Origin of the sequence: Kitasatospora sp. NPDC086009, assembly GCF_044540385.1 — a bacterium.
Taxonomy (GTDB): domain Bacteria; phylum Actinomycetota; class Actinomycetes; order Streptomycetales; family Streptomycetaceae; genus Kitasatospora.
Map to the genome: position 1 here is coordinate 105,355 of NZ_JBITSA010000004.1, position 25,283 is coordinate 130,637.

Annotated in this window: 25 protein-coding genes, 1 tRNA gene and 1 pseudogene; 8 read left to right on the plus strand and 19 right to left on the minus strand. The window is 74.6% G+C overall.

The features are described from left to right. Positions 1 to 159: 159 nt before the first annotated feature. From ACIF6L_RS12410 to ACIF6L_RS12425, 4 genes are all read left to right on the plus strand, one after another. Positions 160 to 1,527: a mycothione reductase gene (locus ACIF6L_RS12410; protein ID WP_396489345.1), complete on the plus strand. Its 1,368-nt coding sequence runs from the start codon at positions 160 to 162 to the stop codon at positions 1,525 to 1,527. 143 nt (positions 1,528 to 1,670) lie between these two features. Continuing rightward, positions 1,671 to 3,377: a diacylglycerol kinase family protein gene (locus ACIF6L_RS12415; protein ID WP_396489343.1), complete on the plus strand. Its 1,707-nt coding sequence runs from the start codon at positions 1,671 to 1,673 to the stop codon at positions 3,375 to 3,377. Next, positions 3,378 to 4,349 carry a YihY/virulence factor BrkB family protein gene (locus ACIF6L_RS12420; protein WP_396489341.1) on the plus strand — a complete coding sequence of 324 codons (972 nt, stop codon included), beginning with the start codon at positions 3,378 to 3,380 and terminating at the stop codon, positions 4,347 to 4,349. A gap of 10 nt (positions 4,350 to 4,359) precedes the next feature. After that, complete coding sequence (locus tag ACIF6L_RS12425; RefSeq protein WP_396489339.1) at positions 4,360 to 5,211, plus strand: phosphatase PAP2 family protein; 852 nt, start codon at positions 4,360 to 4,362, stop codon at positions 5,209 to 5,211. A gap of 124 nt (positions 5,212 to 5,335) precedes the next feature. Here the strand turns inward: ACIF6L_RS12425 and ACIF6L_RS12430 are convergent. The 4 genes from ACIF6L_RS12430 to ACIF6L_RS12445 all read right to left on the minus strand — a co-directional run bounded on the left by ACIF6L_RS12430 (position 5,336) and on the right by ACIF6L_RS12445 (position 9,186). Continuing rightward, positions 5,336 to 5,409 (minus strand) — tRNA-Met (locus ACIF6L_RS12430). Positions 5,410 to 5,555: 146 nt separating this feature from the next. Then, positions 5,556 to 7,190, minus strand: a complete 1,635-nt coding sequence (locus ACIF6L_RS12435) for an ABC-F family ATP-binding cassette domain-containing protein (protein ID WP_396489338.1) — start codon at positions 7,188 to 7,190, stop codon at positions 5,556 to 5,558. Positions 7,191 to 7,460: 270 nt separating this feature from the next. Next, complete coding sequence (locus tag ACIF6L_RS12440; RefSeq protein ID WP_396489477.1) at positions 7,461 to 7,949, minus strand: TetR/AcrR family transcriptional regulator; 489 nt, start codon at positions 7,947 to 7,949, stop codon at positions 7,461 to 7,463. A 166-nt stretch (positions 7,950 to 8,115) separates the two neighbouring features. After that, the gene (locus ACIF6L_RS12445) at positions 8,116 to 9,186 is read right to left on the minus strand and encodes an alpha/beta fold hydrolase (protein WP_396489337.1); all 1,071 of its coding nucleotides are present in this window, start codon (positions 9,184 to 9,186) and stop codon (positions 8,116 to 8,118) included. Positions 9,187 to 9,539: 353 nt separating this feature from the next. On the opposite strand from ACIF6L_RS12445, the gene ACIF6L_RS12450 reads away from it, so the two are divergent. Beyond that, positions 9,540 to 10,982: an aldehyde dehydrogenase gene (locus ACIF6L_RS12450; protein WP_396489335.1), complete on the plus strand. Its 1,443-nt coding sequence runs from the start codon at positions 9,540 to 9,542 to the stop codon at positions 10,980 to 10,982. Positions 10,983 to 11,067: 85 nt separating this feature from the next. Beyond that, complete coding sequence (locus ACIF6L_RS12455; RefSeq protein ID WP_396489334.1) at positions 11,068 to 11,499, plus strand: GNAT family N-acetyltransferase; 432 nt, start codon at positions 11,068 to 11,070, stop codon at positions 11,497 to 11,499. Positions 11,500 to 11,571: 72 nt separating this feature from the next. On the opposite strand, the gene ACIF6L_RS12460 is transcribed toward ACIF6L_RS12455, so the two are convergent. From ACIF6L_RS12460 to ACIF6L_RS12470, 3 genes are all read right to left on the minus strand, one after another. Further along, positions 11,572 to 13,185 (minus strand): alpha/beta fold hydrolase, encoded by a 1,614-nt coding sequence (locus ACIF6L_RS12460; protein ID WP_396489332.1) that lies wholly within the window; start codon positions 13,183 to 13,185, stop codon positions 11,572 to 11,574. A 174-nt stretch (positions 13,186 to 13,359) separates the two neighbouring features. Next, entirely contained in the window at positions 13,360 to 14,283 is a 924-nt protein-coding gene (locus ACIF6L_RS12465; RefSeq protein WP_396489330.1) for a GNAT family N-acetyltransferase, read from the minus strand. 64 nt (positions 14,284 to 14,347) lie between these two features. Continuing rightward, positions 14,348 to 15,346, minus strand: coding sequence for a hypothetical protein (locus tag ACIF6L_RS12470; RefSeq protein WP_396489328.1), 999 nt, complete (start codon positions 15,344 to 15,346; stop codon positions 14,348 to 14,350). Between the two features lie 167 nt (positions 15,347 to 15,513). Here ACIF6L_RS12470 and ACIF6L_RS12475 point away from each other — a divergent pair. After that, positions 15,514 to 15,962: pseudogene (locus tag ACIF6L_RS12475) on the plus strand (IS630 family transposase); the annotation flags it as partial. Between the two features lie 5 nt (positions 15,963 to 15,967). Here ACIF6L_RS12475 and ACIF6L_RS12480 read toward each other — a convergent pair. Then, on the minus strand, positions 15,968 to 16,195 hold the full coding sequence (locus ACIF6L_RS12480; RefSeq protein WP_396489327.1) for a DUF2695 domain-containing protein: 228 nt from the start codon (positions 16,193 to 16,195) through the stop codon (positions 15,968 to 15,970). A 223-nt stretch (positions 16,196 to 16,418) separates the two neighbouring features. Beyond that, entirely contained in the window at positions 16,419 to 16,868 is a 450-nt protein-coding gene (locus ACIF6L_RS12485) for a MarR family winged helix-turn-helix transcriptional regulator (protein WP_396489326.1), read from the minus strand. A gap of 123 nt (positions 16,869 to 16,991) precedes the next feature. On the opposite strand from ACIF6L_RS12485, the gene ACIF6L_RS12490 reads away from it, so the two are divergent. Continuing rightward, complete coding sequence (locus ACIF6L_RS12490) at positions 16,992 to 17,393, plus strand: nuclear transport factor 2 family protein (protein ID WP_396489324.1); 402 nt, start codon at positions 16,992 to 16,994, stop codon at positions 17,391 to 17,393. A gap of 82 nt (positions 17,394 to 17,475) precedes the next feature. Here the strand turns inward: ACIF6L_RS12490 and ACIF6L_RS12495 are convergent, their stop codons facing one another. The 10 genes from ACIF6L_RS12495 to ACIF6L_RS12540 form a co-directional block, all read right to left on the minus strand. Then, complete coding sequence (locus ACIF6L_RS12495; RefSeq protein WP_396489322.1) at positions 17,476 to 18,144, minus strand: GntR family transcriptional regulator; 669 nt, start codon at positions 18,142 to 18,144, stop codon at positions 17,476 to 17,478. Between the two features lie 247 nt (positions 18,145 to 18,391). Next, positions 18,392 to 18,556 carry a hypothetical protein gene (locus ACIF6L_RS12500; protein ID WP_396489320.1) on the minus strand — a complete coding sequence of 55 codons (165 nt, stop codon included), beginning with the start codon at positions 18,554 to 18,556 and terminating at the stop codon, positions 18,392 to 18,394. Positions 18,557 to 18,561: 5 nt separating this feature from the next. After that, positions 18,562 to 18,984, minus strand: a complete 423-nt coding sequence (locus tag ACIF6L_RS12505) for a hypothetical protein (RefSeq protein WP_359811722.1) — start codon at positions 18,982 to 18,984, stop codon at positions 18,562 to 18,564. Beyond that, positions 18,981 to 19,760: a class I SAM-dependent methyltransferase gene (locus ACIF6L_RS12510; protein ID WP_396489319.1), complete on the minus strand. Its 780-nt coding sequence runs from the start codon at positions 19,758 to 19,760 to the stop codon at positions 18,981 to 18,983. Before ACIF6L_RS12510 ends, ACIF6L_RS12505 begins: the two co-directional genes overlap by 4 nt. Further along, positions 19,757 to 20,536 (minus strand): DUF2071 domain-containing protein, encoded by a 780-nt coding sequence (locus ACIF6L_RS12515; protein WP_396489317.1) that lies wholly within the window; start codon positions 20,534 to 20,536, stop codon positions 19,757 to 19,759. The genes ACIF6L_RS12510 and ACIF6L_RS12515 overlap by 4 nt, the downstream gene beginning before the upstream one ends. A gap of 152 nt (positions 20,537 to 20,688) precedes the next feature. Continuing rightward, positions 20,689 to 21,600: a DUF3419 family protein gene (locus ACIF6L_RS12520; RefSeq protein WP_396489315.1), complete on the minus strand. Its 912-nt coding sequence runs from the start codon at positions 21,598 to 21,600 to the stop codon at positions 20,689 to 20,691. Next, positions 21,597 to 22,001 carry a DoxX-like family protein gene (locus ACIF6L_RS12525; protein WP_396489314.1) on the minus strand — a complete coding sequence of 135 codons (405 nt, stop codon included), beginning with the start codon at positions 21,999 to 22,001 and terminating at the stop codon, positions 21,597 to 21,599. Before ACIF6L_RS12525 ends, ACIF6L_RS12520 begins: the two co-directional genes overlap by 4 nt. A gap of 310 nt (positions 22,002 to 22,311) precedes the next feature. Next, the gene (locus tag ACIF6L_RS12530) at positions 22,312 to 23,223 is read right to left on the minus strand and encodes an SDR family oxidoreductase (RefSeq protein ID WP_396489312.1); all 912 of its coding nucleotides are present in this window, start codon (positions 23,221 to 23,223) and stop codon (positions 22,312 to 22,314) included. Then, a complete protein-coding gene (locus ACIF6L_RS12535) occupies positions 23,220 to 23,837 on the minus strand; it encodes a helix-turn-helix domain-containing protein (RefSeq protein WP_359838667.1) in 618 nt (205 codons plus the stop codon). Before ACIF6L_RS12535 ends, ACIF6L_RS12530 begins: the two co-directional genes overlap by 4 nt. A 169-nt stretch (positions 23,838 to 24,006) precedes the next feature. Further along, positions 24,007 to 25,218 (minus strand): XRE family transcriptional regulator, encoded by a 1,212-nt coding sequence (locus tag ACIF6L_RS12540; protein WP_396489311.1) that lies wholly within the window; start codon positions 25,216 to 25,218, stop codon positions 24,007 to 24,009. Between the last annotated feature and the right edge of the window lie 65 nt (positions 25,219 to 25,283).

Below are 25,283 nucleotides of genomic sequence, written 5' to 3' on the forward strand. Positions count from 1 at the left end.
GGCCTCCAGCGCCTACCCGGTGACCGGACCCGCATGGCCCGATCCGGTCCGGGATTCACCCGCCCGGTCCGGCCGGCGCGCGGCTGCCCCGTCCGCGACCCGAAGGGCGGGCCCTCCGCACTCCGGTGTCGGGGCGGCGCGCGGGGGTAGCCTCCCGACATGCCACACCACGATCTTGTCGTCCTGGGCGCGGGCTCCGGCAACACGGTGATCGACGACCGCTTCGGCGGCCTCGACGTCGCCGTCGTCGAGGAGGGGCCGTTCGGCGGGACCTGTCTGAACCGGGGCTGCATCCCCAGCAAGATGCTCGCCCACACGGCCGACGTCGCGGACACCGTGCGGGAGGCCGGCCGCTTCGACGTGGACGCCGCACCGGGCGTCCTGCGGTGGCCACGGGTACGCGACCGCGTCTTCGGGCGCCTCGACGGGCAGGCCGCGGAGGGGGAGCAGGGCCGGCGCGGCTCGGACTTCGTCACCGTCCACCGCGGCCGGGCGCGCTTCACCGGCGAACGGACGCTGGTGGTGGAGGGCGACGGGAGAGAGGTGCACATCACCGCGGACCGGGTCGTGGTGGCAGTCGGCAGCCGCCCGGTGGTCCCGCCGCCGGTCCGCGACAGCGGGCTGCCCTACGAGACCTCGGACACGATCATGCGGCGCCCGACGCCGCCGCGGCACCTGGCCGTCCTCGGCGGCGGCTACATCGCCGCCGAGCTGGCGCACGTCTTCCACGCGGCCGGCAGCCGGATCACGGTCATCGAGAAGCAGGAGACCCTGCTCGCCCCGCAGGACGAGTCGGTGTCCCGTGCCTACACCCGACTGGCCCGCTCCGCGTTCGACGTGCGCACCGGCGTCGAGCTGACCGGACTGGAGGGGGAACCGGGCCGGCTGCGGCTGCGTCTGGACGACGGCTCCGCGGTCGAGGCCGACGCCCTGCTGGTGGCGGTCGGCCGGACCCCCAACAGCGACACCATCGACGCCGACCGGGCCGGCATCGCCCTGCGGGAGGACGGCCGCGTGGTGGTGGACGCCCACCAGCGGACCACCGCGCCGGGCGTCTTCGCCCTCGGTGACGTGTGCACCCCCGTACCGCTCAAGCACGTCGCCAACCGGGAGGCGCAGGTGGTCGCGCACAATCTGCTGCACCCCGACGACCTGATCGCCACCAGCTACGACGCCGTCCCCGCCGCGGTCTTCACCCGCCCCCAGATCGCCCAGGTGGGCCGGACCGAGCAGGAGTGCCGGGACGCCGGCCTCGACTACACGACCGCCACCCGCCGGTACGCGGACGTCGCCTACGGATGGGCGCTGGAGGACACCGCCGGCTTCTGCAAGGTGATCGCGGACCCGGGGACCGGCCGCCTGCTGGGCGCCCACGTCCTCGGCCCGCAGGCGTCCACCCTGATCCAGCCCCTGGTCGTCGCGATGAGCCTCGGCATCGACGTCCCCACCCTGGCCGGCACCCCGTACTGGATCCACCCCGCCCTCACCGAGGTCGTCGCCAACGCCCTGCTCGACCTCGACCTCTGACAGCGGCGCCGGGACGGGCGGACGGTGCCCGACCTCTGACGGCGGGCCCGGACGGGCAGGCGGCGCGGGCGTCCGGAGGGCGCCGTCCGGACGGGATGCGCCGGCCCGGCCATGAAACGGCGGTGTCCGGGCAGACGAGGGACGTGACCACAGGGGTAAGGCGTCCGCTCCGAACGATCGCACCGGCACTGCTCGCCCAGACGGTGCTCATGGTGCTGGCCGGTCTCACGATCACCCACCCGCCGCTGCACCTCTGGCGGCCGGGGGAGAACGCGCTGACCGACCGGCTCGCCGCGGGCCGGGTACCCGTCCTCGACACCGTCACCGCGTGGCTCTCGGTCCTCGCGAGCACCGGGGCCGTGATCGCCGTGGCGGGCGTCGCCGTGCTCGCGCTGCTGCTGGGCGCCCGGTGGTGGCGCGAGGCCGCCTTCCTCGGCGGCTCCGTGGCCGCCCAGTCCGCGGTCTTCCTGCTGGTCACCCTGTGCGTGGACCGGCCCCGGCCGACCGCGCCCCGGCTCGACGGCGCACCGCCGACCTCCAGCTTCCCGTCCGGCCACGTCGGCGCGGCGGTCGCGCTGTACGGCGCACTGGCCGTCCTCGCCGTCCTGCGCCTGCGGGGGCCGCTCCGGCTGCCGCTGTGCGCCCTGGCGGCGCTGCTGCCGGTGCTGGTCGGGTTCAGCCGGCTGTACCGCGGCATGCACCACCCGACCGACGTGCTGGCCGGGCTGGTGAACGGCGGCGCCGTGCTCTGGATCATGTGGCGGGCTTTCCTCTCCGACCCCAGGGAGACCACCGTGGCAGCCGTACCCGATCACCCGTCCGCCGGCCGGGCGGTGGTGGTCTTCAACCCCGTCCTGGTCGACGAGGACACCCTCGACCGGATCGACCGCGTCCTCGCCGGCCACGGCTGGGCGGCGCCGACCAGAACCGCCACCAGCGAGGCCGACCCCGGCCGGGGCGCCGCGGCGGCCGCGGTCGCCGCGGGGGCCGACCTGGTGGTGGCCTGCGGCGGCGACGGCACCGTGACGGCGTGCTCGCACGCCCTCGCCGGTACGGGCGTCGCGCTGGCCATCGTCCCCTGCGGCACCGGGAACCTGCTCGCCCGCAACCTCGGCCTGCCGGCGGACCCGGCGCGGGCGCTGGCGGACGCCCTCGCCGGCGGGCCCCGCCGGATCGACCTCGCCCTGGCCGACGGCGACGGCATCACCGCCACGGTGGTCAGCGCCATGGCGGGCATCGGCCTGGACGCCGCGGCGATGGCCGGCACCAGCCGCCGCGCGAAGAACCGCTGGGGCTGGCCCGCCTACCTGCCCCCGCTGCTCCGCCACCTCGGCGACCGCCGGATGCGGCTCACCGTCACCCTGGACGACGCGCGCCCGCTCCACCGGCGGGCCGCGATGGCCGTGATCGGCAACGTCGGCGCGCTGCAGGGCGGGATCCGGCTGCTGCCGGGCGCCCGGCCGGACGACGGCCTGCTCGACCTCGTCCTGGTCCACCCGCGCGGCCTCGCCGGCTGGCCGGCGGCGGCAGCGCGGCTGCTCACCGGGCGGACCGGCGCGGGGGGCGGGTCGGCGCCGTTCGAACACTTCCAGGCGCGCCGGATCCACCTCACCGCCGACCGGGACCAGCCGCGGGAGCTCGACGGGGAGTGCCTGCCGGCCGGCCGCACCCTGCGGCTGGCCGTCCGGCCCGGCGCCCTGCTGGTCCACACGCCGACGGCCGGCGGGCCCCCGGTCGGCGGAGCTGCGGTCGGCGGGCCCCCGGGCGACGGAGCCGCGGGTGACGGGGCTGCGGTCGACGGGTCCCACCCGGTCGGAGCCGATCCCGTCCCGGCCGAACGGAGCAGCTGAGTGGGAACCGCCACCCGCGTCGGCCACCGCGGCCGCGAGCCCGAGGAGCTCTCCGCCGACGAGGCCGTCACGACGCTGCGCGCGTACGGCCGGTGGCAGCTGCTCAGGGACGCCTTCCTGCGCTTCCGCTACGCCGACGGCTTCAGCCACGCCCGGGCCCTCGCCTTCCAGACCGTGCTCGCCCTCGTCCCGTTCGCGATCGCGGTGGTCGGCCTCTCGTCCGTGCTGCACACCCAGTGGCTCGGCCGGGTGACCGAGCTGACCATCGCCCGGCTCACCGCGGGCCCGAGCTCCGACCTGGTCGACCAGGTCCTGCGGAGCGGCCGCGAGCGCGCGGGGGACGGCGGGAGCGTCGCCCTGTGGGGCGGCGCCGTGTTCTCCCTCGTCAACGTCGCCACCGCGATGTGCCAGATCGAGCGCGGGGCCAACCGGATCTACGGCATCGAACGCGACCGGCCCTTCCACCGCAAGTACGCGCGCGGACTGCTGATGGCCGTGCTGGCCGGTCTGCCGCTCGGCCTCGGCTTCGTCCTGCTGGTGGCGGGCCGGGAGATCGCCGCGGCGGTCGTCGAGGCGGGCGGGCCGGGGACCCATCGGGAGGCCCTCGTCTGGGCGGTCCTGCGGTGGCCGGCCGGCATCGTGCTCGCCCTGCTGTCCGCGAGCGTCATCTTCCACCGGGCACCGCGCCGCCGACAGCCCGGCCACACCTGGCTCGCCTTCGGCGCCGCCGTGTACCTGGTGCTGTGGGTCGGCCTGACCGCGCTGCTCGGCCTGTACCTGCGGCTGAGCAACTCGATCGACGCGGTGTACGGGCCGCTGAGCGTGATCATCTCGCTCCTGATGTGGGCCTACCTGACCGCGATCGCGCTCTTCCTCGGGATCGCCTTCGCCGCGCAGCTGGAGGCCGACCGGGCGGGCGTCGAGGAGCCGGTGCTGCCCGACCCCGAGGATGATTGCGCAGGTCGTGGGTAGACGAGCCGTGATGACAGCTGACCGGAGGCCGCACCGAAGCCCCGCCCGTACCCGGGTCCCCGCGTTGCGCCGCCTCTCCCGGCGCTGGATCACCCGGCGCCGCTTCTCCCAGCGCCGGGCCGACCGGCGCTTCGGGGAGCGCCTGCTCGGGGCCGTCCTGGCGTTCGCCGTGGCGGCGGTGCCGGCCGCCGTCCTGCTGGTGCTGATCGAGGCCGGCTGGGAGCCGCTGCGCGAGCTGGACGCCGGGGCGGCGGTGCACCTGAACGAAGCCGTCCGGCACCACCCGCTCCTGCTGGAGACCACGCGGGTGCTGAGCAACTGGGTCTGGGACCCGGTCACGATGCGCCTGCTGGTGGCGGCCACCGTCGGCTGGCTGCTGTGGCGGCGGGCCTGGCGGCTGGCCCTGTGGGCGGCCCTCACCGAGCTGGCCGCCGGACTGACCGGCCTGCTGGTCAAGGTCACGGTGGCCCGGGTCCGGCCCCGGCTGCCCGATCCCGTCGCCCACGCGCCGGGCTTCTCCTTCCCGTCGGGGCACGCCATGACCGCCATGGCCTCGTGCGCGATCCTGCTGCTGGTGCTCCTGCCGGTCGTGCCCCGGCGGGCCCGCCCGGTGGCCTGGGCGATCGCCGCGGTGACCGTGCTCGGGACGGGCCTGACCAGGATCGCCCTCGGCGTGCACTGGGTCAGCGACGTCCTCGGCGGCTGGCTGCTCGGGTTCGCGCTGGTCGCCTCGACCGCCTGGGCGTTCGAGGCCTGGCGGCGGGAGAGCGGCCTCCGCACGCCGAGGCTCCCGGAGGGCCTGGAACCCGAACTCGCCATGGACGAGGACCCCGGCAGCCGCCCGCACCGACCGGTGGGGTGAGGCGCCGGCCGGTCGCCGGGGGCGGGCGGGAAGCCACCCGGCCTGCCGGTCGGACCGGCAGGCCGGGTGAACGAACAAGGCCCGGGGTCGGCGCACACTGTGCGCCGACCCCGGGCCTTCGTCGTAGCGGGGACAGGATTTGAACCTGCGACCTCTGGGTTATGAGCCCAGCGAGCTACCGAGCTGCTCCACCCCGCGTCGGTGAACCCGACTGTACGCCATCACGGGGGCGAGGGCGAAATCAGGGCCAGCGCCCGGGCGGGCGCGGCGCAGCCGTGTGGCCCGGGTGACCTCGCGGGCCCGGCCGGCGCCGTCCCTTCGCGCCGGCCGGACCTGAACGGGTCTCACGCCTCGGGCGCGGCCACCTCCTCCAGCGTGCCGCCGGCCAGCCGCAGCCACCGGTCCACCCCGATGCCGGCCAGGAAGCGCTCGTCGTGGCTGACCACGACGAAGGCGCCCTGGTAGGAGGTGAGGGCGCTTTCGAGCTGTCCGACGCTCACCAGGTCGAGGTTGTTGGTCGGCTCGTCGAGGAGGAGCAACTGGGGCGCGGGGTCGCCGCACAGCACACAGGCCAGGGTGGCGCGCAGCCGCTCGCCGCCCGAGAGCACCCCGACCGGGAGGTGGGCGCGGGCGCCGCGGAAGAGGAAGCGGGCGAGCACGTTCATCCGCTCGGGCGCCGGCAGCTCCGGCGCGGCCGCCGCGAAGTTCTCCGCCACGCTGCGGTCCGGGTCCAACAGGTCCAGCCGCTGGGAGAGATAGGCGACCCGGCCGTCCGAGCGCCTGAGCCGTCCGCCGTCGGGGGCGAGGTCCCCGACCAGCAGGCGCAGGAGGGTGGTCTTGCCGGTTCCGTTCTGTCCGAGCAGGGCGATCCGCTCGGGCCCGCGGACGGTCAGATCGACGCCGCCACCAGCGAACAGGGGCGTGCCGCCGCGCAGCACCTGGAGGTTCTCGCCGACGAAGAGGTCGCGCCCGCTCGGCACCCGGGTGCCGGACAGGTCCAGGGTCAGGCGCTGGTCGTCGCGCAGGGCGCGCTCGGCCTCGTCGAGCCGGGCCCTGGCCTCGCCGAGGCGGGCCGCGTGGACCTGGCCGGCGCGTCCTGCGGACTCCTGGGCGCCGCGCTTCATGGTCCCGGCGAAGATGCGGGGCAGACCGGCGTTCTTGAGGTTGCGGCCGGCGTTGCTGGCCCGGCGGTCGGCGCGCTCCCGGGCCTGCTGCAACTCCCGCTTCTCCCGCTTGAGTTCCTGTTCGGCGTTGCGGATGTTCTTGGCCGCGACCTCGCGCCCGGCCTCCGCGGCCTGCTCGTATGCGGTGAAGTTGCCGCCGAACAGCCGCAGTTCGCCGGAGTCGAGCTCGGCGATCCGGTCCATCCGGTCGAGCAGCGCACGGTCGTGGCTGACCAGCAGCAGGCAGCCGGAGAAGTCCTCCAGGACGCCGTGGAGCCGGTGGCGGGCGGCGAGGTCGAGGTTGTTGGTGGGTTCGTCGAGCAGCAGCACGTCGGGCCGCTTGAGCAGTTGCGCCGCGAGGCCGAGCTGGACGATCTGGCCGCCGCTGAGGGTGCCCAGCCGCCGGTCCAGGCCGACGCCGGCCAGGCCGAGACGTTCGAGCTGGGCGAGGCTGCGCTCCTCGACGTCCCAGTCGTCGCCGATGGCGGTGAAGTGCTCCTCGGCCACGTCACCGGACTCCACCGCGTCGATGGCGCGGATCACCCCGGCGACGCCGAGGACGTCGGCGACCGCGAGGTCCGCCGTCAGCGGGAGGTCCTGAGGCAGGTAGCCGGGTGTGCCGCTGATGGTCAACGATCCTGCGGCGGGCGTCAGTTGACCGGCGATGAGCTTGAGCAGCGTGCTCTTGCCCGCGCCGTTGGGAGCGACCAGGCCGGTGCGGCCGGTGCCGAGGGCGAAGGAGAGGTCCTGGAAGACGGGGGTGTCGTCGGGCCAGGAGAAGGAGAGCTGGGAGCAGACGATGGACGCATCGGACATGAGGACAACCCGGAGGATGGGCAGGCGGAGACACCTCGGCCTGCGAGCAGACAGGGGGAAGGGGAACGACGAACGAAGCCGTTGGCCCGGGGCACCGATGCCCGCCGACGGCTTCAGGACCGGGTCTCACCCGGAGATGTCGTCGTCACCCGCCATGTCTGCTCCACGCTTTCCGTCAGATGGGTTTTCCGCCGTCGAGCATAGCACCGTGTGTGGGCGATCGGTCGGGACCGGCCGCGGGGGGCGGGCCGCCGCGCCGGGCCGGGCGCGTCACGGCGCGCCGGCCCCCCGCAGCAGGGTGTCGACCACCAGGTCGGCCGCCGGTCCGGCGGCCAGGTCGGGCGCCTGACGTGTCACCAGGTGCACGAGCTGGGGCAGCAGGGCGGCGACCCAGCCCTCGGGGAGGCCTGGGCGCAGCAGCCCTTCGGTGACGGCGCGTCGGAGGAAGTCCCCGACCTCGGCGACGGAGCTGTCGCGGCGCCTGCGGGTCTCCTCGTCGGCGAGCATCCGGGCCAGGTCCACCGGCCAGGCGCGGTTGACCTCGATGACGTTCTCCACGTAGCGGTGCAGGGCCACGGCGACGGGGGCCTCGCGCAGACGGGCGTCGGCGATGGCCCGCTCGACGGCGTCCAGGCGGGCGGAGTGGATCGCGGTGAGGAGGTCCTCGCGGGAGCTGAAGCGCCGGTAGACGGTCCGCCGGTCCACCCCCGCCTCGGCCGCGATGCTCGCGATGCTCGCGCCCGGGTCGGCGGCCAGCATCCGCGCTCCCGTCGTCAGGACGGCTTCGATGTTCCGCGCGGCGTCAGCTCTCACGGGGGGAGTCTAGCGGCGGTGTGCAGCTTCGGCTCGCAACCACCTCGTCGCTGTGTCAGTAGTGCGGGGACCTGCGCCGGGAGGGGGCCGGTCCCCTCCCGGCGGCGCGCCGTCAGAAGTGGTCCACGTCCACGACGGCCTGGGCGAACGCGGTCGGCGCCTCCTGGGGCAGGTTGTGGCCGATGCCGCCGAGCGTCCGGTGCTCGTACTTCCCGGTGAACATGGCCCGGTACGAGGCGCCGTCGCCGGGAGCGGTGAACGGGTCCAGCGCGGGGTCGAGGGTGATCGTCGGCACCCCGATGGTCGGCTTCAGGGCCAGCCGGTCCTCGTAGCGGTCGTAGCGGCGCTCCCCGTCGGCGACGCTGAGCCGCCAGCGGTAGTTGTGGATCACGACCGCGGCGTAGTCGGGGTTCTCGAAGGCGGCCTCCGTGCGCTCGAAGGTCGCGTCGTCGAACTTCCAGGTGGGGGAGACCTGCTGCCAGACGAAGCGGGTCAGATCGTGGCGCAGGCCCTTGTCCTCCATGGCCTTCCTGCCGCGCTCGGTGGCGAAGTAGTACTGGTACCACCAGGTGTGCTCGCCCGCCGGCGCGATCGGGTCCAGCTGCGCCTGGCGGTTGGTGATGAGGTAGCCGCTCACCGACACCAGGCCCTTGACCCGTTCGGGCCACAGGGCCGCGAGGACGTCCCCGGTCCGGGACCCCCAGTCGAACCCGGCCACCACGGCGCGGTCGATCCGGAGGGTGTCCAGCAGGGCGATGACGTCCATCGCGATGGCGGCCTGCTGGCCGTTGCGGAAGGTCCGGGGCGACAGGAACCGGGTGGTGCCGTGTCCGCGCAGGTAGGGGACGATCACGCGGTACCCGAGGCCGGCCAGGAGCGGGGCGACGTCGACGTAGCTGTGGATGTCGTACGGCCAGCCGTGCAGGCAGAGCACGACCGGTCCGTGCGCCGGGCCGAGTTCGGCGTAACCCACGTTCAGCAGCCCGGCCTCGGCCTGCTTCAGCCGCGGGAAGGACGTGTGCGTGCCCGGGGTGATCGTGGGCACGACCGGGGCCGCGCCGGGGCCGCCGGGGCCGCCGGGGACGGGCGCGGCGGTGGCCGTGCCCGGCAGGGTGGCCATCGAGACCGCGGCCGCACCGGCACCCAGTCCCAGGGCCCTGTTGAAGCTACGCCTGTCGATCATGTCGAGCCTTCCGTGTGACGCGGATGTGTCCCCGGACGGGGCGGGTGTCCGTCCCGTCCGGCGCACCGCACTCTTCCGTTCCCGGCGGGCCGGCACATCAGTCAGTTGACGGTCGGGGCGGCGGCCGCGCCGCGCCCCTCCGGGTGTCTCCGGGTCCGCAGTCGAATGACTGATGCCGCGCGCCGACGCCGTGCGGAACCGTCGTGACGGGGCGAGGCCCCCGGTCCGCGCGGCATCGGACCTCGGCGGTCGGACGGACCGCCGGCACCACCCCGCCAACAAATGCCACCACAGCGAGCTGAAACAGCGAGTAAGTGCTACTGTTGGGTGACAGATAGCGAAGGAGTGGAAGCGTGATCGTCTATGACCGGCTCTTCATCGCAGGCGCCTGGACCGAGCCGAAAGAGGCCGCCCTGCTCGACATCCGGTCCCCGCACGACCGGACGGTGATCGGCCGCGCCGCGCAGGCCCGGCGGGCGGACGTCGACCGTGCGGTGGCGGCGGCCCGGGCCGCGTTCGTCGAGGGCACCTGGCGCGACACCCCGCCGCTGGAGCGCGTGGCGGTGCTGCGGCGCTTCAACGCGCTGCGCGAGCGGCAGGCGGAGCGGATCGCTGCCCTGATCGCCGCCGAGAACGGCTCCGCGGGCTGGTTCACCCGGGCCGGCCAGCCGGGCCTGACCCGCCAGGCCAACGCCTACCTGAAGGCGGCGGAGGAGTTCGGGTGGGAGGAGACCCTGCCGCCCTCCGACCCGGCCTCGCCGGTGCGGAGCGTGGTCCGTCGTGAGGCCGTCGGCGTGGTGGCCGCCGTGATCCCGTGGAACTCGCCCTTCTCCTCCGCGACCACGAAGATCATCCCGGCGCTGCTCGCCGGCAACTCGGTGGTCCTGAAGGTCTCGCCGGAGAACTCGCTCAGCATGGGCCTCCTCGCCGACCTGCTGGCCCAGGTGGGGCTGCCCGCCGGGGTGATCAGCGTGCTGCCCGCCGACCGCGAGACCAGCGAGTACCTGATCTCCCACCCCGAGGTCGACAAGATCGCCTTCACCGGCTCGACCCCGGCCGGCCGGCGCATCGCCGCGATCGCGGGGGAGCAGCTCAAGCGGGTCAGCCTGGAGCTGGGCGGCAAGTCCGCGGCCGTCATCCTGGCCGACGCCGACATCCACCGGGCGGTGCAGGGGCTGAAGTTCTCCTCCCTGCTCAACAACGGCGAGTCCTGCATCGCCCAGACCCGCGTCCTGGCCCCGCGCAGCCGCTACGAGGAGGTGGTCGCGGAACTCAAGGCGCTCGTCGAGTCCCTGAAGGTCGGTGACCCGGCGGACCCGGACACCTTCATCGGACCGATGATCCGCCCCGACCAGCAGGAGCGCGTCCGCCGGTACATCGCGATCGGCATCGAGGAGGGCGCCCGCCTCGTCACCGGCGGCCCCGAGGTCCCGGCGGGGCTGGAGGGCGGCAACTACGTGACCCCCACCCTCTTCGCCGACGTGGACAACGCCATGCGCATCGCCCAGGAGGAGATCTTCGGCCCCGTCCTGGTGGTCATCCCCTACGAGGACGAGGACGACGCCGTCCGCATCGCCAACGACTCCGAGTACGGCCTGTCGGGCGGCGTGTGGTCCGCCGACGAGGAGCACGCCCTGGCGGTCGCCCGCCGGATCCGGACCGGCACGGTGACCGTGAACGGGGCCGGTGTCGGCTTCGACGGCCCCTTCGGCGGCTTCAAGGCCAGCGGCATCGGCCGCGAGTTCGGCGCCGTCGGCCTCGGCACCTACACCGAGTACAAGACCATCACCCTCTGACGCGCGCCCGCGCGGCGGTGGCCGGACGCCCGGCTACCGGGCCCGCACCTGGATCGGTGGGGGCCCGGCCTGGTTGGATTCCGGTATGACGAATGACCTCTCCGACGGCTACGAGATCTCGACGGACCCGGCGCGCCTCGATGCCGAACTGATCCACCGGTGGCTGTCCCAGGACGCCTACTGGGCACGCGGCCGCCCCCGGGAGAAGCAGGACTCCGCGATCGCCGCCTCCCTCAACTTCGGTGTCTACGACCGGGCTGCGGGTACCCAGCTCGGCTACGCACGGGTGGTCACCGACCGGACCACCTTCGCCTGGCTCTGCGACGTGTACATCGAGCCCTCGGCCCGTGGCAGGGGGCTCGGCACGGCCCTGGCCGCCGCCGTCCGCGACCACCTCGCCCCCTACGGGCTGCGCCGCGTCATGCTGGCCACGGCGGACGCCCACGAGGTCTACGCCAAGGTTGGGTTCGTGCCGATGGAGAAGCCGGAGAAGTGGATGGTCCTCGGCGAGGAGTGAGGGCGCCGCGGGGCGGGGACCACCCGCGCAACGCTCCGGCCGTCCCGGGGTGGGGACGGCCGGAGCGGAGCGCTACTTCGCGCAGGTCCGGTCGCCCTTCGGCAGCCGGCCCCCCGCCAGGTAGGCGTTGACCGTGTCGTCCACGCAGGCGTTGCCGTACAGGCCGTACAGGGCGTGCCGGTTGGCACCCTCCAAGGTCAGCAGCCGGGAGGCGGGCAGCAGCCCGTGCAGCGCGACGCTGTCCCGGTAGGTGGTGCGCGGGTCGCCGGTGGCGGCGACTATCAGCACCTCGGCGTCGCGCCGCACCTCGGTGCGGCGCTCGCGCGGGCGGTCCCAGAAGGCGCACGGGTTGATGTTGTGGACCAGCGGGCCGAACAGCGGGTGCTCGGCCCGGCTGCGCTCGATCTCCCGCCAGTACACCTCGGGGTCGCGCGGCGCCGAGGCGTCCGCGCACATGACCGCCTGCTGGGAGCTGCCGGTGGGCGACGCCTCCCCGGTGAACGCGAACCGGAGGATGGCGGTGAAGGCCGCCGACGGCAGGGCCGGCCGCCCCGCCGCCGCCTCGGTGAGCACCGCGATCTGCTCGGCCAGGCTCGCGCGTGCGGCGTCGGTGTCGTCCGCGAGTCCGGCGAAGAGCAGGAACGGCACCCGGGTGTCGTCCAGTCGGAAGGTGTCGGTGCCGCTGCCGACGGTCAGCGGGGCGCGCGCCGACGCCTCGACGAGCCGCCGGATGCCCGCCGTCACCTCCTCGGCGGTCCGGCCGAGCCGGTAGGTGTCGTGGCGGTCCGCCGTCCAGGCCGCCCAGTCGGCGAGCGCCTGCTCGTTCTCCGCCAGCAGGTGGGGGAGCAGCACCGGCCCGTAGGTGCGCGGGTCGAGCGCCCCGTCGAGGACCACCCGGTCGTAGCGGCCGGGGAACATCTGGGTGTAGACCGTGCCCAGGTACGTCCCGTACGAGACCCCCAGGTAGGAGATCCTCCGCTCGCCGAGCGCGCCGCGGATGACGTCCATGTCGCGGGCCGTGTTGCGCGTGCCGGCGTGCGGCAGCAGCGGTCCGGCCGCCGCCCGGCACTTGGCGGCGAGGTCCTTCTGGAGAACGACCTGCCGGTCGAAGCTCGCCCGGCCGAGCCCGGCCGAGACGAGGTTGGTGCCGACCGGCCAGCCGCAGTCCAGCGGGGTGCTGCGGCCGACGAAGCGCGGGTCCATGCCGATGATGTCGTAGCGGCCGGCGGTCTCCTTGAGCGCCGTGTGGACCCGCGGCGGGCTCCCGAGGGTCTGGCCGCCCGGGCCGCCGTCGTTGAGCAGCAGCGGACCGATCCGGTGGCGGGTGTCGGTGGCCTTGATCCGGGAGATCGCGACGGTGATCGTACGGCCCCGGGGGTCGCCGTAGTCGAGTGGCACGGTGACGTCGGCGCAGGTCGCGCCCGCCTCCTCCAGGCCCGCGCCGACCTGGTCGTCCGGGCCCTGGACGCAGCTGCGCCAGTCGAGGGGCTGGTGGTAGTAGTGCTCCAGGCCCCGGGGGGTGGAGGCGGCGCTGTCGGCGGAGGCGGACGCCGCCCCGGCGGCGGGAGCGGTCACGGCGGACGCCACCGTCAGGCAGGCGGCGAGGGCGAGGCCCGCCGCCGTGGCCCGGCGGGCGACCGGCCGGGCCACGGCGGCCGGACCGAAGGGAAGGTGATGAGCTGTCATGTGACCAACGCTAGGAACCTGGCGGCCGAAGATCACGACAGCACACCCCCGGACCCGCCCGGGGGACAGCCCCCTCCGCCGCCTTCACTTTCGGGCAGGAGTACCGGCCGTCGGCCGGGACTCCTGCCCGTCCGGCCCGCCTCCGGTGCCCCGACGGCCCGGGCGGCCGCCCGGTCAGGAGTACCGGCGGAGGCGGGTGACCATGGTCAGCGCGTCCTCGCCCTCGCGCGGGTCGTGCACGCGGAAGCCCTCGCGCTCGTACAGCCGGAGGGCGGGGTTGTCCCGCTCGACGCTCAGCGAGACGCGTTCGACGCCGGCCTCGGCGGCGGTCCGCAGCAGACGCCTGATCAGCAGGGTTCCGATGCCGCGGCCACGCTGGGCGGCGGTGATGCCGATGCTCAGCTCCGGCACGGCCGGGTCGACGAAGCCGTAGCCGGGGTCCTCCGCCGGGAGGTACCGCAGCCACGCGGCGCCGACCGGGAGCGGCTGCCACCCGGTGGCCTCCCCGGTCGAGAGGGCCACGATGCCCAGGTCGCCCCGACCGGGCCAGCCGTCCACGTAGTGGGCGTTGCGCGGGTCGGAGAGCACCGCCTCGCGTGAGACATCCCGGCCGGGTGCCCAGTTGACGGCGGCGACCACCAGGTCGCGGAGGAACTCGGCGTCGTCGGCGAGCGCGAACCGCGTGTGGATGTCGGACGGCCCCCCGTCGGGGTAGATGTCGTCCTCCCTGCCTTCGGGGGCGATCTGCCGCAGCCTCGGGCCGTGGAACATCCATACCCGGAAGTAGGACTGCTCCTGGTCCATCACGAACAGCTGCACCAACTCCGGGTGGACCCACGGGACGCGCTCGACATGGGCGACCAGTCCGGCGAGGTCCGCGTGGTTGAGCGCACCGGCGAAGACCTCGCACTCCGGGTACTTGCCGCCGCCCCAGCGCGTGTCGCTCCCGGTCGTCTCGTTCAGCGACCCGACCCACCCGACGGCGCCCGGTTCGTAGCCGCGTCGTGGGGCGGACGTCCGCAACCACTGGCTCAGCGCTTCGACGGCCGGCCGGTCGGTGAACTCGACGGAGATCATGATGTTGGCCACGTGACTCACGCCGGAAGTCAACACGACCACTGATCGACCTGCCACCGAGTTCCCGCGTGGTGACCGGCGGCGCTCAGCCCGGCTGTCGGTCGTCGTCGCTCTGCGACACCCGCAGGCGCTCGGCCGCCCCCTGGACGGCTTCGTGGGCCTTGGTGGCCCGGTCGTCGGCGGTGCGCGCCGCGTCCTCGGCGGATCGCGCCTGCTTCTCGGCGCGCGTGAGGCGCTCCCGGGCGAGGGCTTCGCGGTCCTGCGCCTCGGCGAGCGCGGCCCGGGCCTGCTCGGCTTCGGTCTCCGCCCGTCGGCGGGCCGACTCCGCCTCGTCGAGGGCCCGAGCGGCGTCCGCGGCCCGGGTGTCGGCCTTGTCCGCGGCCTGTTCCGCGCCGGCCAAGGCCTTGCGGGCCTGTTCCTGTTCGCGCCGGCGCCGCAGTTCGGCCGCGGCCTGTGCCTTCGTGGGGCGCGAGTCGCGCGCCGACGCGGGGGACGTCCCGGCGGCCTTCTTCGTCGCGGCCCCGGTCCCCGGCTTCCGGCTCCCCGGCTTCCGGCTCCCCGGCTTCCCGGCGTCCGGCTTCTCGCTGTCCGGCTTCCCGGCGCCCGGCCACAGCACCGGGTCCAGCGGAGCCGTCAGCCGCCCCGCCGCGAGGGCGCGGGCGGCGTCCGGGTCCGCCAGCGCGGCGCCCAGCGTCCGGTCCACCTCGGCGACGGCGTCGGCGCCGAGCGGGTGTCCGGCCTCCGCCGCGTCGCGCTCGGCCTGCCCCGTCAGCGCCCGCACCAGCTGCCGCCGCTGCTCGGTGAGCGTGCGCAACTGCTCCCCGGCGAGGTGCTCCTGGGCGTCGCGCAGCGCCTGCCCCAGGTCCAGCAGCTGCCCGACCAGGTCGCCGTGCCGGTGAGCGAGGAGGTTGGCGGCCCAGGCGGCCTGGGTGGGGCGGCGCAGCGCACGGACCTGCTTGGCGAGCTGCGGGTCGGTCTTCTTCAGGGCGTCCGCGTGCCGGTTCCGGGCCGCCGTGAAGTCCTGCGGGGCGAGGGTGTGGAGCTCGTCCGCGATCGCGTCGAAGTCGGGTTCGTTGCCGGCCATCGTTCGGGACCCTACGGGCGCGGGCCGCTCCGGCCCGGTACGACTCGCCCGGTCGGGCACGGTCGACGCCGCCGGTCCCCGGCCGGGTCGTCGGGAGTGGACCCGGGCGCGGCGGCCCTCCTCGCCCGGGTCCACTCCCTCCCGGTGCCACCCGAGCCGCCATGCCGTTCGAGCCGTTCAACCTCCAGCCCCACCCCGGCAGGCAGGGGGCCGAGCGCGGCGGCCAGCACAAGGACCCGCCACATCAAGAAGACCAAGAACCGCACCAAGTTCCCGGGGTTCTGCCGCTTCCTGCGCTCACTGCATCCGGCGGACGTGCGGATCGCGATGGTCTGTGACAACTCCTCGCCGCACCTGACAACGAGGCGGTGTCAGCGGGTCGGGACATGGGCGGCCGCGACCACCATGGAGATCGCCTACACCCCGGCCAACAGCTCCTGGCTCAACCGGATCGAGGCCCAGCTCACCGCTCTGTGCTACTTCGCCCTCGACGGAACCGACCACCCCAGCCACAAGGCCCGGGGGCAGCATGATCCGCCGCTGCATCATCTGGCGGAACAAGCACGCCACCGACGAACGCCTCTGCGAGGTCGTCACCAGGGCGAACGTCGCCTGAGGGCATCAGACCCGTTCGTCTGGATCCACGTTCGCGAGCACCTCGCAGTCGCAACCGCCGCCATCGGCCAGCAGGCCCGCTTCCAGCTCGGACCACGCCACTGAACAGGAGTCGGCCCAGGACCGGGAGTGCCTCAGCGTGTGATCACATCCGGTCTCCGCGAGACGCTCTTCGACGTGACCGAGAAGGCCGTCGAGCTGTTCACGGTCGATGCCGAGCAGGTTCCCACTCATCACGCTTGCGCTCTGCCTTGTAGGCGTCGCGAAGGATCCGCCGTCGTTCCCTCTCCGAAGACATCTGCGCTACTCGCTCCTCATCAGACCAGCTGGAGCCCCAACCCTGCGGTCGTCGACACCAGAGCCCGTAGCCGGGGCGAAATCACGACGTCGTCCTCTGAACAGGGCGAAGGCTGTCTGATGCGGCGCTAGCCGCACCCCGGCCCGTACCCCGGCCGCGTCACTCCGGTCGGAGCAGGCTGCCCGTGACGAAGCGGTGGAAGCCGCGGGCGAAGGCCCGGGCCTCGTCGGCGGGCCAGTCGGCCAGCGAGGCCTCGATGTGGGCGGCGAGGCGCTCGCGCGTGGTCCGGATGACGCGCTCTCCGGCGTCGGTGAGGGTCAGCAGCGTCGCGCGCCCGTCGTCGGGGTCGGGGACGCGGCGCAGCAGGTCGGCCTCTTCGAGGCGGCTGGCGCGGCGGGTGACGCCCGAGCGGTCGAGGCCGATCTCCTCGGCGAGTCTGGCGGCGCTGCACGGCCCGGTGCGGGCGAGCGCGCTGAGGACGGGGTAGGTGACGGCGTCCAGCGCCCCGTCCAGGCCGCTGGTCAGGAGCTCGTAGAGGTGTGTGCGAGAGCTGCGTCGGAGGACGACGGCAAGTGCGTCGGCGATCTCGTGTCCCACGTCGTTCGGCATGCGTCCAAGAATAGCGTGCGCGACGCACGCACCATGGGGTACTGTTCAGATGCGTGCTCGACGCACGCAAAGTCTCGTCACTCCGACGCTCACGCGTCACTCCGACGCCCAAGGGGACCCGTCATGACCACCGCCACGCGGACCGACATCGCCACTGCGCTCACCGCCCTGCTCTTCACCCCCGGGCTCGACCTGGCCGAGGCCGTCGACCGGCACTTCGCCCCGGACTACCGCCAGCGCACCGACGGCAGCTGGGCGGACCGGGCGGAGTTCACCGCCCACATCGCCCACCTGCGCGAGGTCGTCGCGAGCGGCCGCGTCGAGGTCCTCGACGAGCTGGTCCAGGGGGACCGCTACGCCGACCGCCACGTGGTCGACGTCACCAAGACCGACGGCTCCACCGTGCGCATGGAGGTGTACGTGTTCGCCGAGTTCGCCCCCGACGGCCGGTTCCGCCGCCTGGAGGAGACCACCCTGATGCTTCGGGGCGGCGAGGAGGACCGCGACCTCGGCAGCGCCCGCTGACCGACGACGACCCGGCCCCGCCCTTCCATCCCGCCGAGCGCGGCGGGATGGAAGGGCGGGGCCGCCGTCCGTCCGGGGCCGTTCAGTCCTCCTCGGCCACCTCGTGGTCGGCCTGCGAGCCGATGTGGGCCCGCGCGGCCCGCTCGGCCGCCTCCGGGTCCCCGCTGCGCAGCGCGGCGATGATCGTGTCGTGCTCCTCGATGACGGCCTTCCAGTTGTGGAGGTCCATCGGGGCGGTGATCCGGTGCCGGCGGATGGTCAGCAGGAGCTGCTCGGTGAGCTCGCCGAGGACGCGGTAGCCACCGGCCCGGGCCAGTGCGCGGTGGAACTCCGAGTTGTGCTCGGGCAGCCGGTCGACCGCTCCGGTGGCCAGGGCGGCGCGCATGTCGTGCTGGGCCGCCTCGAGGTCGGCCAGCAGGGCGTCGGTGACCCGCTCGGCCGCCAGCCGGGCGACCAGCCCCTCGATCGCCTCCCGGGCGAGGAAGACCCCGCGCATCTCGGTCTTGTCGATCTCGGCGACGGTGACACCGGCGTGCACGCGGGAGACGACCAGGCCGTCGGCCTCCAGGCGCTTGACGGCCTCGCGGATGGGGATCTTGCTCACGCCGAGATTGCGGGCCAGCTCGTCCATGTTGATGCGCTGGCCCGGACGCAGGTCGCCCCGGGCGATGGCGTCGTGCAGGCTGCCGTAGACGAGGTCGGCCTTGCTCTTCACGGGCGGTATCGGCTCAGCCCAGCTCTTCTGGCTCATTCGTTCATCGTATGCGATATCTCTCCGGCGACGAACGGCCCGGTGGCACTGTGTCGCGGGTGGCGTCCGAAGGCGCCGTGGGATGATTTCGTATATCGAATACCTTCATCCCGTGCCTGCGAGCCGCCTGTGACGGGACCGTCGTCCGGTCCCGCCCGAGTCGCGCGCGGAACGGGCCGACCCCCGGGCCCGTTCCCTGCGACCGCGCCTCGTAGGCCGATCCGCGGTGGAGCACTCGCCCGTCGCGCTATTCCTTGACGGCTCCTCCGGTGAGGCCGCGGACGAAGAGGCGTTGGAGGAGGACGAAGCCGATGACGACGGGGACGGCGGCGAGGACGGAGCCGGTCGTCAGGAGGTCCCAGTTCCGCCGGGCGGTCGTCGGGGCGGGAGCCGCCCGCCGGGGCTTCGGCACGGACCCTAGAGGACCCGCCAGAGGGCGAGCGCGAAGACCGCGGCGACCCAGGTCCAGAGGACCGAGAGGCCGATGTGCGCGGCGGTCCGCAGGGGGTCGCCGCGCCAGAGCCTGGGGGAGAAGACGGCGAACTCGAACAGCCAGCGCAGGCCCCAGAAGAGCGTCTGCCCGGCCAGCAGGGCGGTGCCCAGGCGGGTGCCGGCGAGGAGGTCGGCGGCCAGGCAGAGCGGCATCAGGCCGAGCAGCGCGCAGGTCAGCGCGATGAAGAAGAGGTGGACGTAGGAGACCTGGCGGGTCAGCAGGCTGGCGCCGGACAGGTCGGCCGGCCACTGGACGATGCGCGGCAGGACGGCGTGGAACAGGCCCATGCCGACCAGGGCCGCGCCGACCAACCTCAACTGGGCTTCCAGGGTGAACAGTTCGGTCATGCGGCGGGACTCCGGAAGGCGAAGGCGGTGATCAGTGTGGCGATCCGGCGTTCGGCGGCCGGGTGCAGTCCGGCCTCGGCGGCGTGCCGCAGCCAGGTGGCGCGCGGCTGGAAGTGCCAGGCGCCCGGGCCGTAGGCGGCGGTGTTGGCGAGGTCGCGCAGGTGCTCCACCAGCAGCAGGGTACCGCCGGGCCGCAGGGTGCGGACGGCCTCGGTGAACAGCGCCGTGCGGTCGGCGGGCCGACGCAGTTCGTGGGCGGCGAGGACGGTGAGCACGGTGTCGAGGGAGCCGGTGGCGGCGGGCAGGGCGTCGGGGCGGGCGGAGACGGTGCCGGGGGCGGGCGGGGCGTGGCGACGGGCGCGCCGGATCGAGCCCTCGGTGGTCAGGGCCGGGTCGTAGAGGTCGGCGACGACCTGGCGGGCGGTGGGGTACCGGGCGGCGACCGGGCGGCTGGCCTCGTCGAGTCCGGTGCAGACGACCAGGTGGTCGCCCGGGCCGTCGGGGAGCAGGTCGGACAGCCAGTCGTAGGAGTGGAGTTCGGAGCGGTCGTAGACGTGCCAGGTGGCCAGGGTGCTGGTGGTGAGGAGCGCGGCGGCGCCGGCCGAGGCGGCGCGGGCGAGGGCGGCGGGCCGGGCGGGGAGGTGACGGGCCAGCGCCCAGCCGGTGGCGGCGGTGACGGCGCCGGCGGCGTACATCGGCCAGTTGTAGCGGATCACCTCGCGGACACCCGAGGGGCGCCGCGCGGGCCCGGCGGGCCGGGCGGCCCGGGCGTTCATCGGCGGGCTCCGTCGAGGGCACGGCGGTGGCCGGCCTCCCAGCCGTAGTCGACGTCGGCGACGTGGAAGGCGTTGGCGAGGACGGGGCGGCTGCCGGTGAAGGGGCCGTGGTCGAAGAAGGTCAGCCGGGGGACCTCGACCGCCACCGGGACGGGGTCCCAGTGGGTGCGGGTGGCCTTGACGACGATCATGGAGCGGGTTTCCGGCTCGTACTCGAAGGTGTAGGGCAGTGGTCCGGCGAACCGGCGCGCGGCCCGGGCGTCGGCGAACGGACTGCCGGGCGGTAGGGGTGCGGGGCTGCTCGCGAGGTCGGCGCGCACATGCAGGTCGGCGCGGCCGTCGGTGCTGAGCACCTTGAACTCCAGGGTGTCGCCGAGTACCCGGGTGCCGATCCTGGCGGAGTGGTAGTGGTAGCGGGAGAAGAGGTTGCCGCCGGCGGCCATCAGCCGGTTGTCGGTGTCGGAGCGCAGGATCCGCAGTCCGCGCATAGTGCGCCCGCCCGGGGTGGGGAACTGGGTGAAGATCCGGTAGCCGGTGAGGATGAAGTCGCGGCCGAGGCGGGCGGGCAGGGCGGCCGGGCGCAGTGCGCGGGTGTCGACGACGGCGGCGGCGACGAAGCCGTGCTCGGTACCGGTGGGGTCGGTGTAGGTGTCGAGGGCGAGGCCGGGCGGCACGAGGGGCGCGAGGAGGTGCGGCGGGAGGGCGTAGGTGAGGACGAGGGAGTGCGCGAAGTGGGTGCGCATCGGGAAGGGGTGGCGTTGGAGCAGGTGTCGCACGGTCGACTCCGGGGGTGGGCGCGAAGCGGTGGGTGGTCCTCGGAACCGGGGGCCTTACGGGCCGGGGCTTTCAGAGCCGGGGCCTTGAGAGCCGGTGGGCCTTCGGAGCCGGGTGGTCTTCGGAGCTGAGTGGTCCTCGGAACCGGGGGGCCTCAGAACCGGAGCACCCGGATGACGCCCCAGAGCAGGGAGCGGTCCTCGGCGGCGGCGCCCGGGCCGGCGGGGCCCGGTTCGCGGATGCTGCGCAGGACGGCGGTTCCGCCGGGGCGGACGGCGTGCTGGACGGCGGCGCGCAGGCGCCGGGCGAAGGCCGGGCCGGGGCCGTCCAGGACGTTGGAGAGGGTGACGGCGTCGTAGTGGCCGGCGGGGGAGCGTTCGAGGTGGTCGAGGACGTCGCCGGCGAGCAGCCGGACGGTGGCCGCGGCCGGTCCGACGGGGGTGACGGGCGGCCCGGGCAGTTCGCGGCCGAGGAGCAGGCGCCAGGCGTAGGGGTTGTCGGCGTTGGGGTGGCGGGCGACCCCGCGGGCCAGCCGGGCCCGCAGGGCGGTGTCGAAGCGGTGGGGCAGGACGTCCCGGAAGGCGGGCCGCACGGCGGTGGCGAGCGTGCCGGCGGGGCGCAGGGCGGCGGCGAGCAGCAGGCGCAGGCCGGGTCCGTCGAGCCGGTGGCGCCAGTGGCGGGCCTGGGCGGCGGGGTCGTCCAGGCGCAGGAAGCGTTCCAGGGCGGCGGGTCGCCAGGCCGGGAGGACGGCGGCGGCCGCCGCCCGGCCCGCGGCGAGCAGGTGTTCCGCGGAGCCGGTGGCCGCGGGCGCGCCGGTGGTGAGCCGGCCGCGGGCGTAGGCGAGCTGGGCGGGGTTGAGGTCGATGGCGGTGACCTCGTAACCGGCGGCGGCCAGTGCGGCGGCGGTGTCGCCGGCCGAGGCGATGCAGAGCACGCGGGCGCCCGGTGCCGGGAACGCGCCGAGTTCGACGGCCGGGTCCTCGTACATCCGGCCGAACAGGACGCGCGGGCGGCGGGTCTGGAGGCTGAGCAGTCGGCCTTCGGTCCAGGGCGTGGCGGTGCTCATGCGGCGACCGCGATCGGGCGGGTGCGGTCGCGCCGGGCGGCGGGGAGGGTCCAGACCAGGGCCAGGAAGGCGATGTCCTGGACGACGAGGCGGCCCGGTTCGGGGATGCGGTCGGCGCCGAACAGCAGGCCGCCGGTGTTGAACCCGACGACCAGCAGGGTCTGGACGATCGCGGCGAGCCTGGCCCGGCGTCCGCTGAGCACCCAGGCGCCGAGGGCCAGCTCGGCCAGGCCGATGGTGATCAGCAGCGGCGTCACGGCGCTCCCGGGCAGGAGCGGCAGGCCTTCCACGATGGCGCGCTGGTCGGCGCGGCCGGGGAAGATCTTGCACCAGAGGCCCTCGTAGCCCCACATCAGGGCGATCGCGGAGGCGGTCAGCCGGGTCTGCCAAGGAGTCGGCACGGTGGACGGTCCTTTCTTCCGCTGCCGGCGAGCGCGGGTGCGCCGGGGCAGGGCGGGGCACGGCGGGGCGGTCCGAACCCCTCGGTCGGGGTCGGGGGCTCCCGTTCGGGATCATCATGGCGCACGGGTTTGAACATGTTCAACTAGGGGGCGTGCCGTGGTGCCGGGCGGGCGCGCGGGCGCCGTGTCCGCCCCGGGGACGCCGCTGGGCGCCCGCTCGGATCGAGCGGGCGCCCAGCGGCGGGTCGGGAGGGCGGGCCCGTCGGAGCGGGCGCCCACGGTCGGGACGGCGGGCCGGTCGGAGCGACGGTCAGAGCGGATCTCCCAGCGGCCCGAACTCCGCCTCCAGGGAGTCGGCCCAGTGGGCGGCGAAGTCCGGTCGCGTGCCGTCGGCGTCGGTGAACCCGTACTCCCGGTAGAGGCCCCAGGTGGCGAGCGCCCGGCCGGTCTTGGCCATGACGGCGGGGTCGGCGGCCAGCGCGGCGACCGCCCGTCCCAGGTAGGCGGGGGTTTCCGAGTGGGCGAAGTTCGGGTCCTGGGCGACGCCGTCGCGCCAGTTGGCCTCCGTCACCCCGAAGTGCTCCAGCATGGCCTCCGAGCGCAGGAAGCCCGGCGTGATCGCGACGGCCGCGACGTCGTGCGCCTTCAGCTCGGCGGCCTGCGCGACGGCGAGGCGGATCACCGCGGACTTCGCGAGGTCGTAGAAGAACGAGCCGCGGTAGCGGGCGGTGTTGCCGTCGGTGACCTCCACGACCAGACCGCTCCGGCGCGCGACCATCAGCGGCAGTGCGAAGCGGCTGGTGATCACATGGGTCTCCACCGCCCGCCGCAGCAGCCGGAGGCCGGTGTCGAGGTCCTGCTCCCACAGCGGGTGCGTCCAGTCCGTCAGCTGGTCCCCGCCCCATACGGAGTTGACCAGGACGTCGAGCCGGCCGTCCTGTTCGGCCGCGATCCGGTCGACCAGGGCGCGGACCTCCTCCGGGCGGCTGTGGTCGGTGCGGACGGGGACGCCGACGCCGCCGGCGGCGGTGATCCGCTCGGCGGTCTCCTCGACGGTCTCCGGACGGTCCAGGTCGGAGCGCCCGGCCGTGCTGCTGCGGCCGGTGACGTACACCGTCGCGCCGGCCGCCCCGAGCTCGACGGCGATGCCCCGCCCGCCGCCCCTGGTCCCGCCGGCGACCAGCGCCACCTTCCCCGCCAGCGGCCGGGTGTCGTTCGTCATGCTTCCTCCAGGTCGTGGCGGTGCCGGGGTGGCTGGTGCGGGGCCAGGAGGGCGTCGAGCTCCCGGCGCAGCCGCTGCGCGAGGGTGCCCCGGCGGTCGAGTGCCCAGACGAGGCCCACGCCGGCGGTGACCGCCTGGACGGACCCGGCCACCGCCGCGACGTCCGTCCCGGCCCGGAGTTCGCCGGCGGCGACGGCCTCCGCCAGCAGTGCCCGGATCACTCGTTCCTGGGCCCGGTGGGCGGCCAGGGCGGGCTCGTAGAGCTGCGGGTCCGTGAGATCCGTGCACAGGAAGGCGAGGTGGTTGGCGAAGCTCTCCGGCGTGGCCATCGGAGCCATCGACTCGACGACCAGCGCGGCCAGCGCCCCGAGGACCGATGGGTGCGCCTCCCGCACCCGGCCGTGCAACGCGTCCGCGTCCTTGACGGACTGTTCGGCGAGCGCCACCAGCAGGCCGTGCTTGGAGCCGAACCGCTGCACGAGGGTGCCGGGCACCAGCCCGACCTCGCGGGCCACGGCGGCCAGCGTCAGCCCGGCGGGCCCCACCCGGCCGATCACCTCGGCCGTCGCGCGCAGGATCACCACGTCGTCCACGCCTCGGGGACGTCCTGCCATCGCTACCCCCTCATTAATAAATGCCTGTTCATTTATTAAAGCCCCCGATCGCCCGCAGGGCAACCGGGGGCCGCGGGCCGCTGCGACGGCCCGTCTCACCGCCAACGGAACCGGGCCCCTCGATCACGCGGCCACGAGGTCATGAGGTCGCGGGTCGCGGGTCACGGGGCTACGCGGGCCCGTTCAGGAGCGTCTCCCGGTGCAGCCAGGCGAGGTGGAGCAGTTCCGCGCCCGCCGGCTGCATCGGCTCGCCGGTGGTGAGGCGCTCGACCTGTTCGGCGGTGAACGGGATCCCCACCGCGTGCCCGGTGCCGTCGTCCAGCCGTACGCGGTGCCCCTCGTCGTTGGTGGAGACGATCCGCGCGAACACCGTGTCGAACAGCTCGGCGTCGAACACCGCGACGGTCAGCAGGTCGGTGACGAAGGTGAGCGGGTCCATGCCCAGGCCCAGCCAGGACACCCGGAGCGTGCCGGCCGCGCGGGCCTCGGTCAGCGTCCGGTTGAACGGCCACCCGTCGTAGTCGATCGGGGCCGCGCCGCTGCCGTAGTCCTCGCTGCCGCCGAGCAGTTCCTCGCTGAGCTCGCGCACGACCGCGCGCCACAGGTCGAAGTCGTTGGCCTCGTTCCACGGCGCGTCGTGGGAGGCCTGGAACATGCCCACGGGCATGACCTGGAAGAGGCCGCCGCCGGTGGCGACCTTGGCCGGGTCGCGCCGGTGCAGGACGAACTCGGCCGCGCCGGTCCGCCGGTCGTGGCGGATGACCAGGGTGCTCACGGCGGTCATGACCGGCCGCCGGTCGAGATCGGTGGGATCACCGAGGGCGGCCCGCAGCGGCGTGGCGCCGCCGGCCGGCACGGGCCGGCCGGGCGCGGCCAGCGCGGCGGCGGCGTACTCGTGAGCGGCGGCCTCGCAGACGTTGATGACGTCGAAGTAGGTGCCGCGGCCGAAGGTCAGCGTGGGCGCGACCGCGTCCGGCGCCACCGCCAGGAGCCGGTAGCAACTCCGGTCCTCGAACAGCTTCGGCCTGGCCAGGTCGCGGACGGCGTCGGCGTAGCAGGGGTACGGGGTGCCGTCGTCGCGCCGGGCGCGGGTGGCGTCCAGTTCCGGGCCGCGGCCGTCGACGGGGGCGGCCGGGGTCCGCTCCTGCCACCGGAGCCGCACCCGCTCCAGGGGTACGGGCGCCTCGGGAATCCAGTGCTCGCGCGCCAGCAGCCGCCCGCCCGGCGCGAACTGCCGGGCGGCCTGCTCGGCCGCGGCCGCCCGGGTCAGCTCGAAGCGGTGGCGGTTCAGATGGTCGCGCACCTGCCGCCAGCGGGCCCGGCTCGCGGCCGGGGTCACCTCCGGCGTGCCGTCCGGCGCCGGCTGCGGGGTGGTGGACACGGCTCTCCTCGGGGGTCGGCGATCCGCACCGGCGGCCCCCACGCACCGCGGGGGAGGGCAGGTGC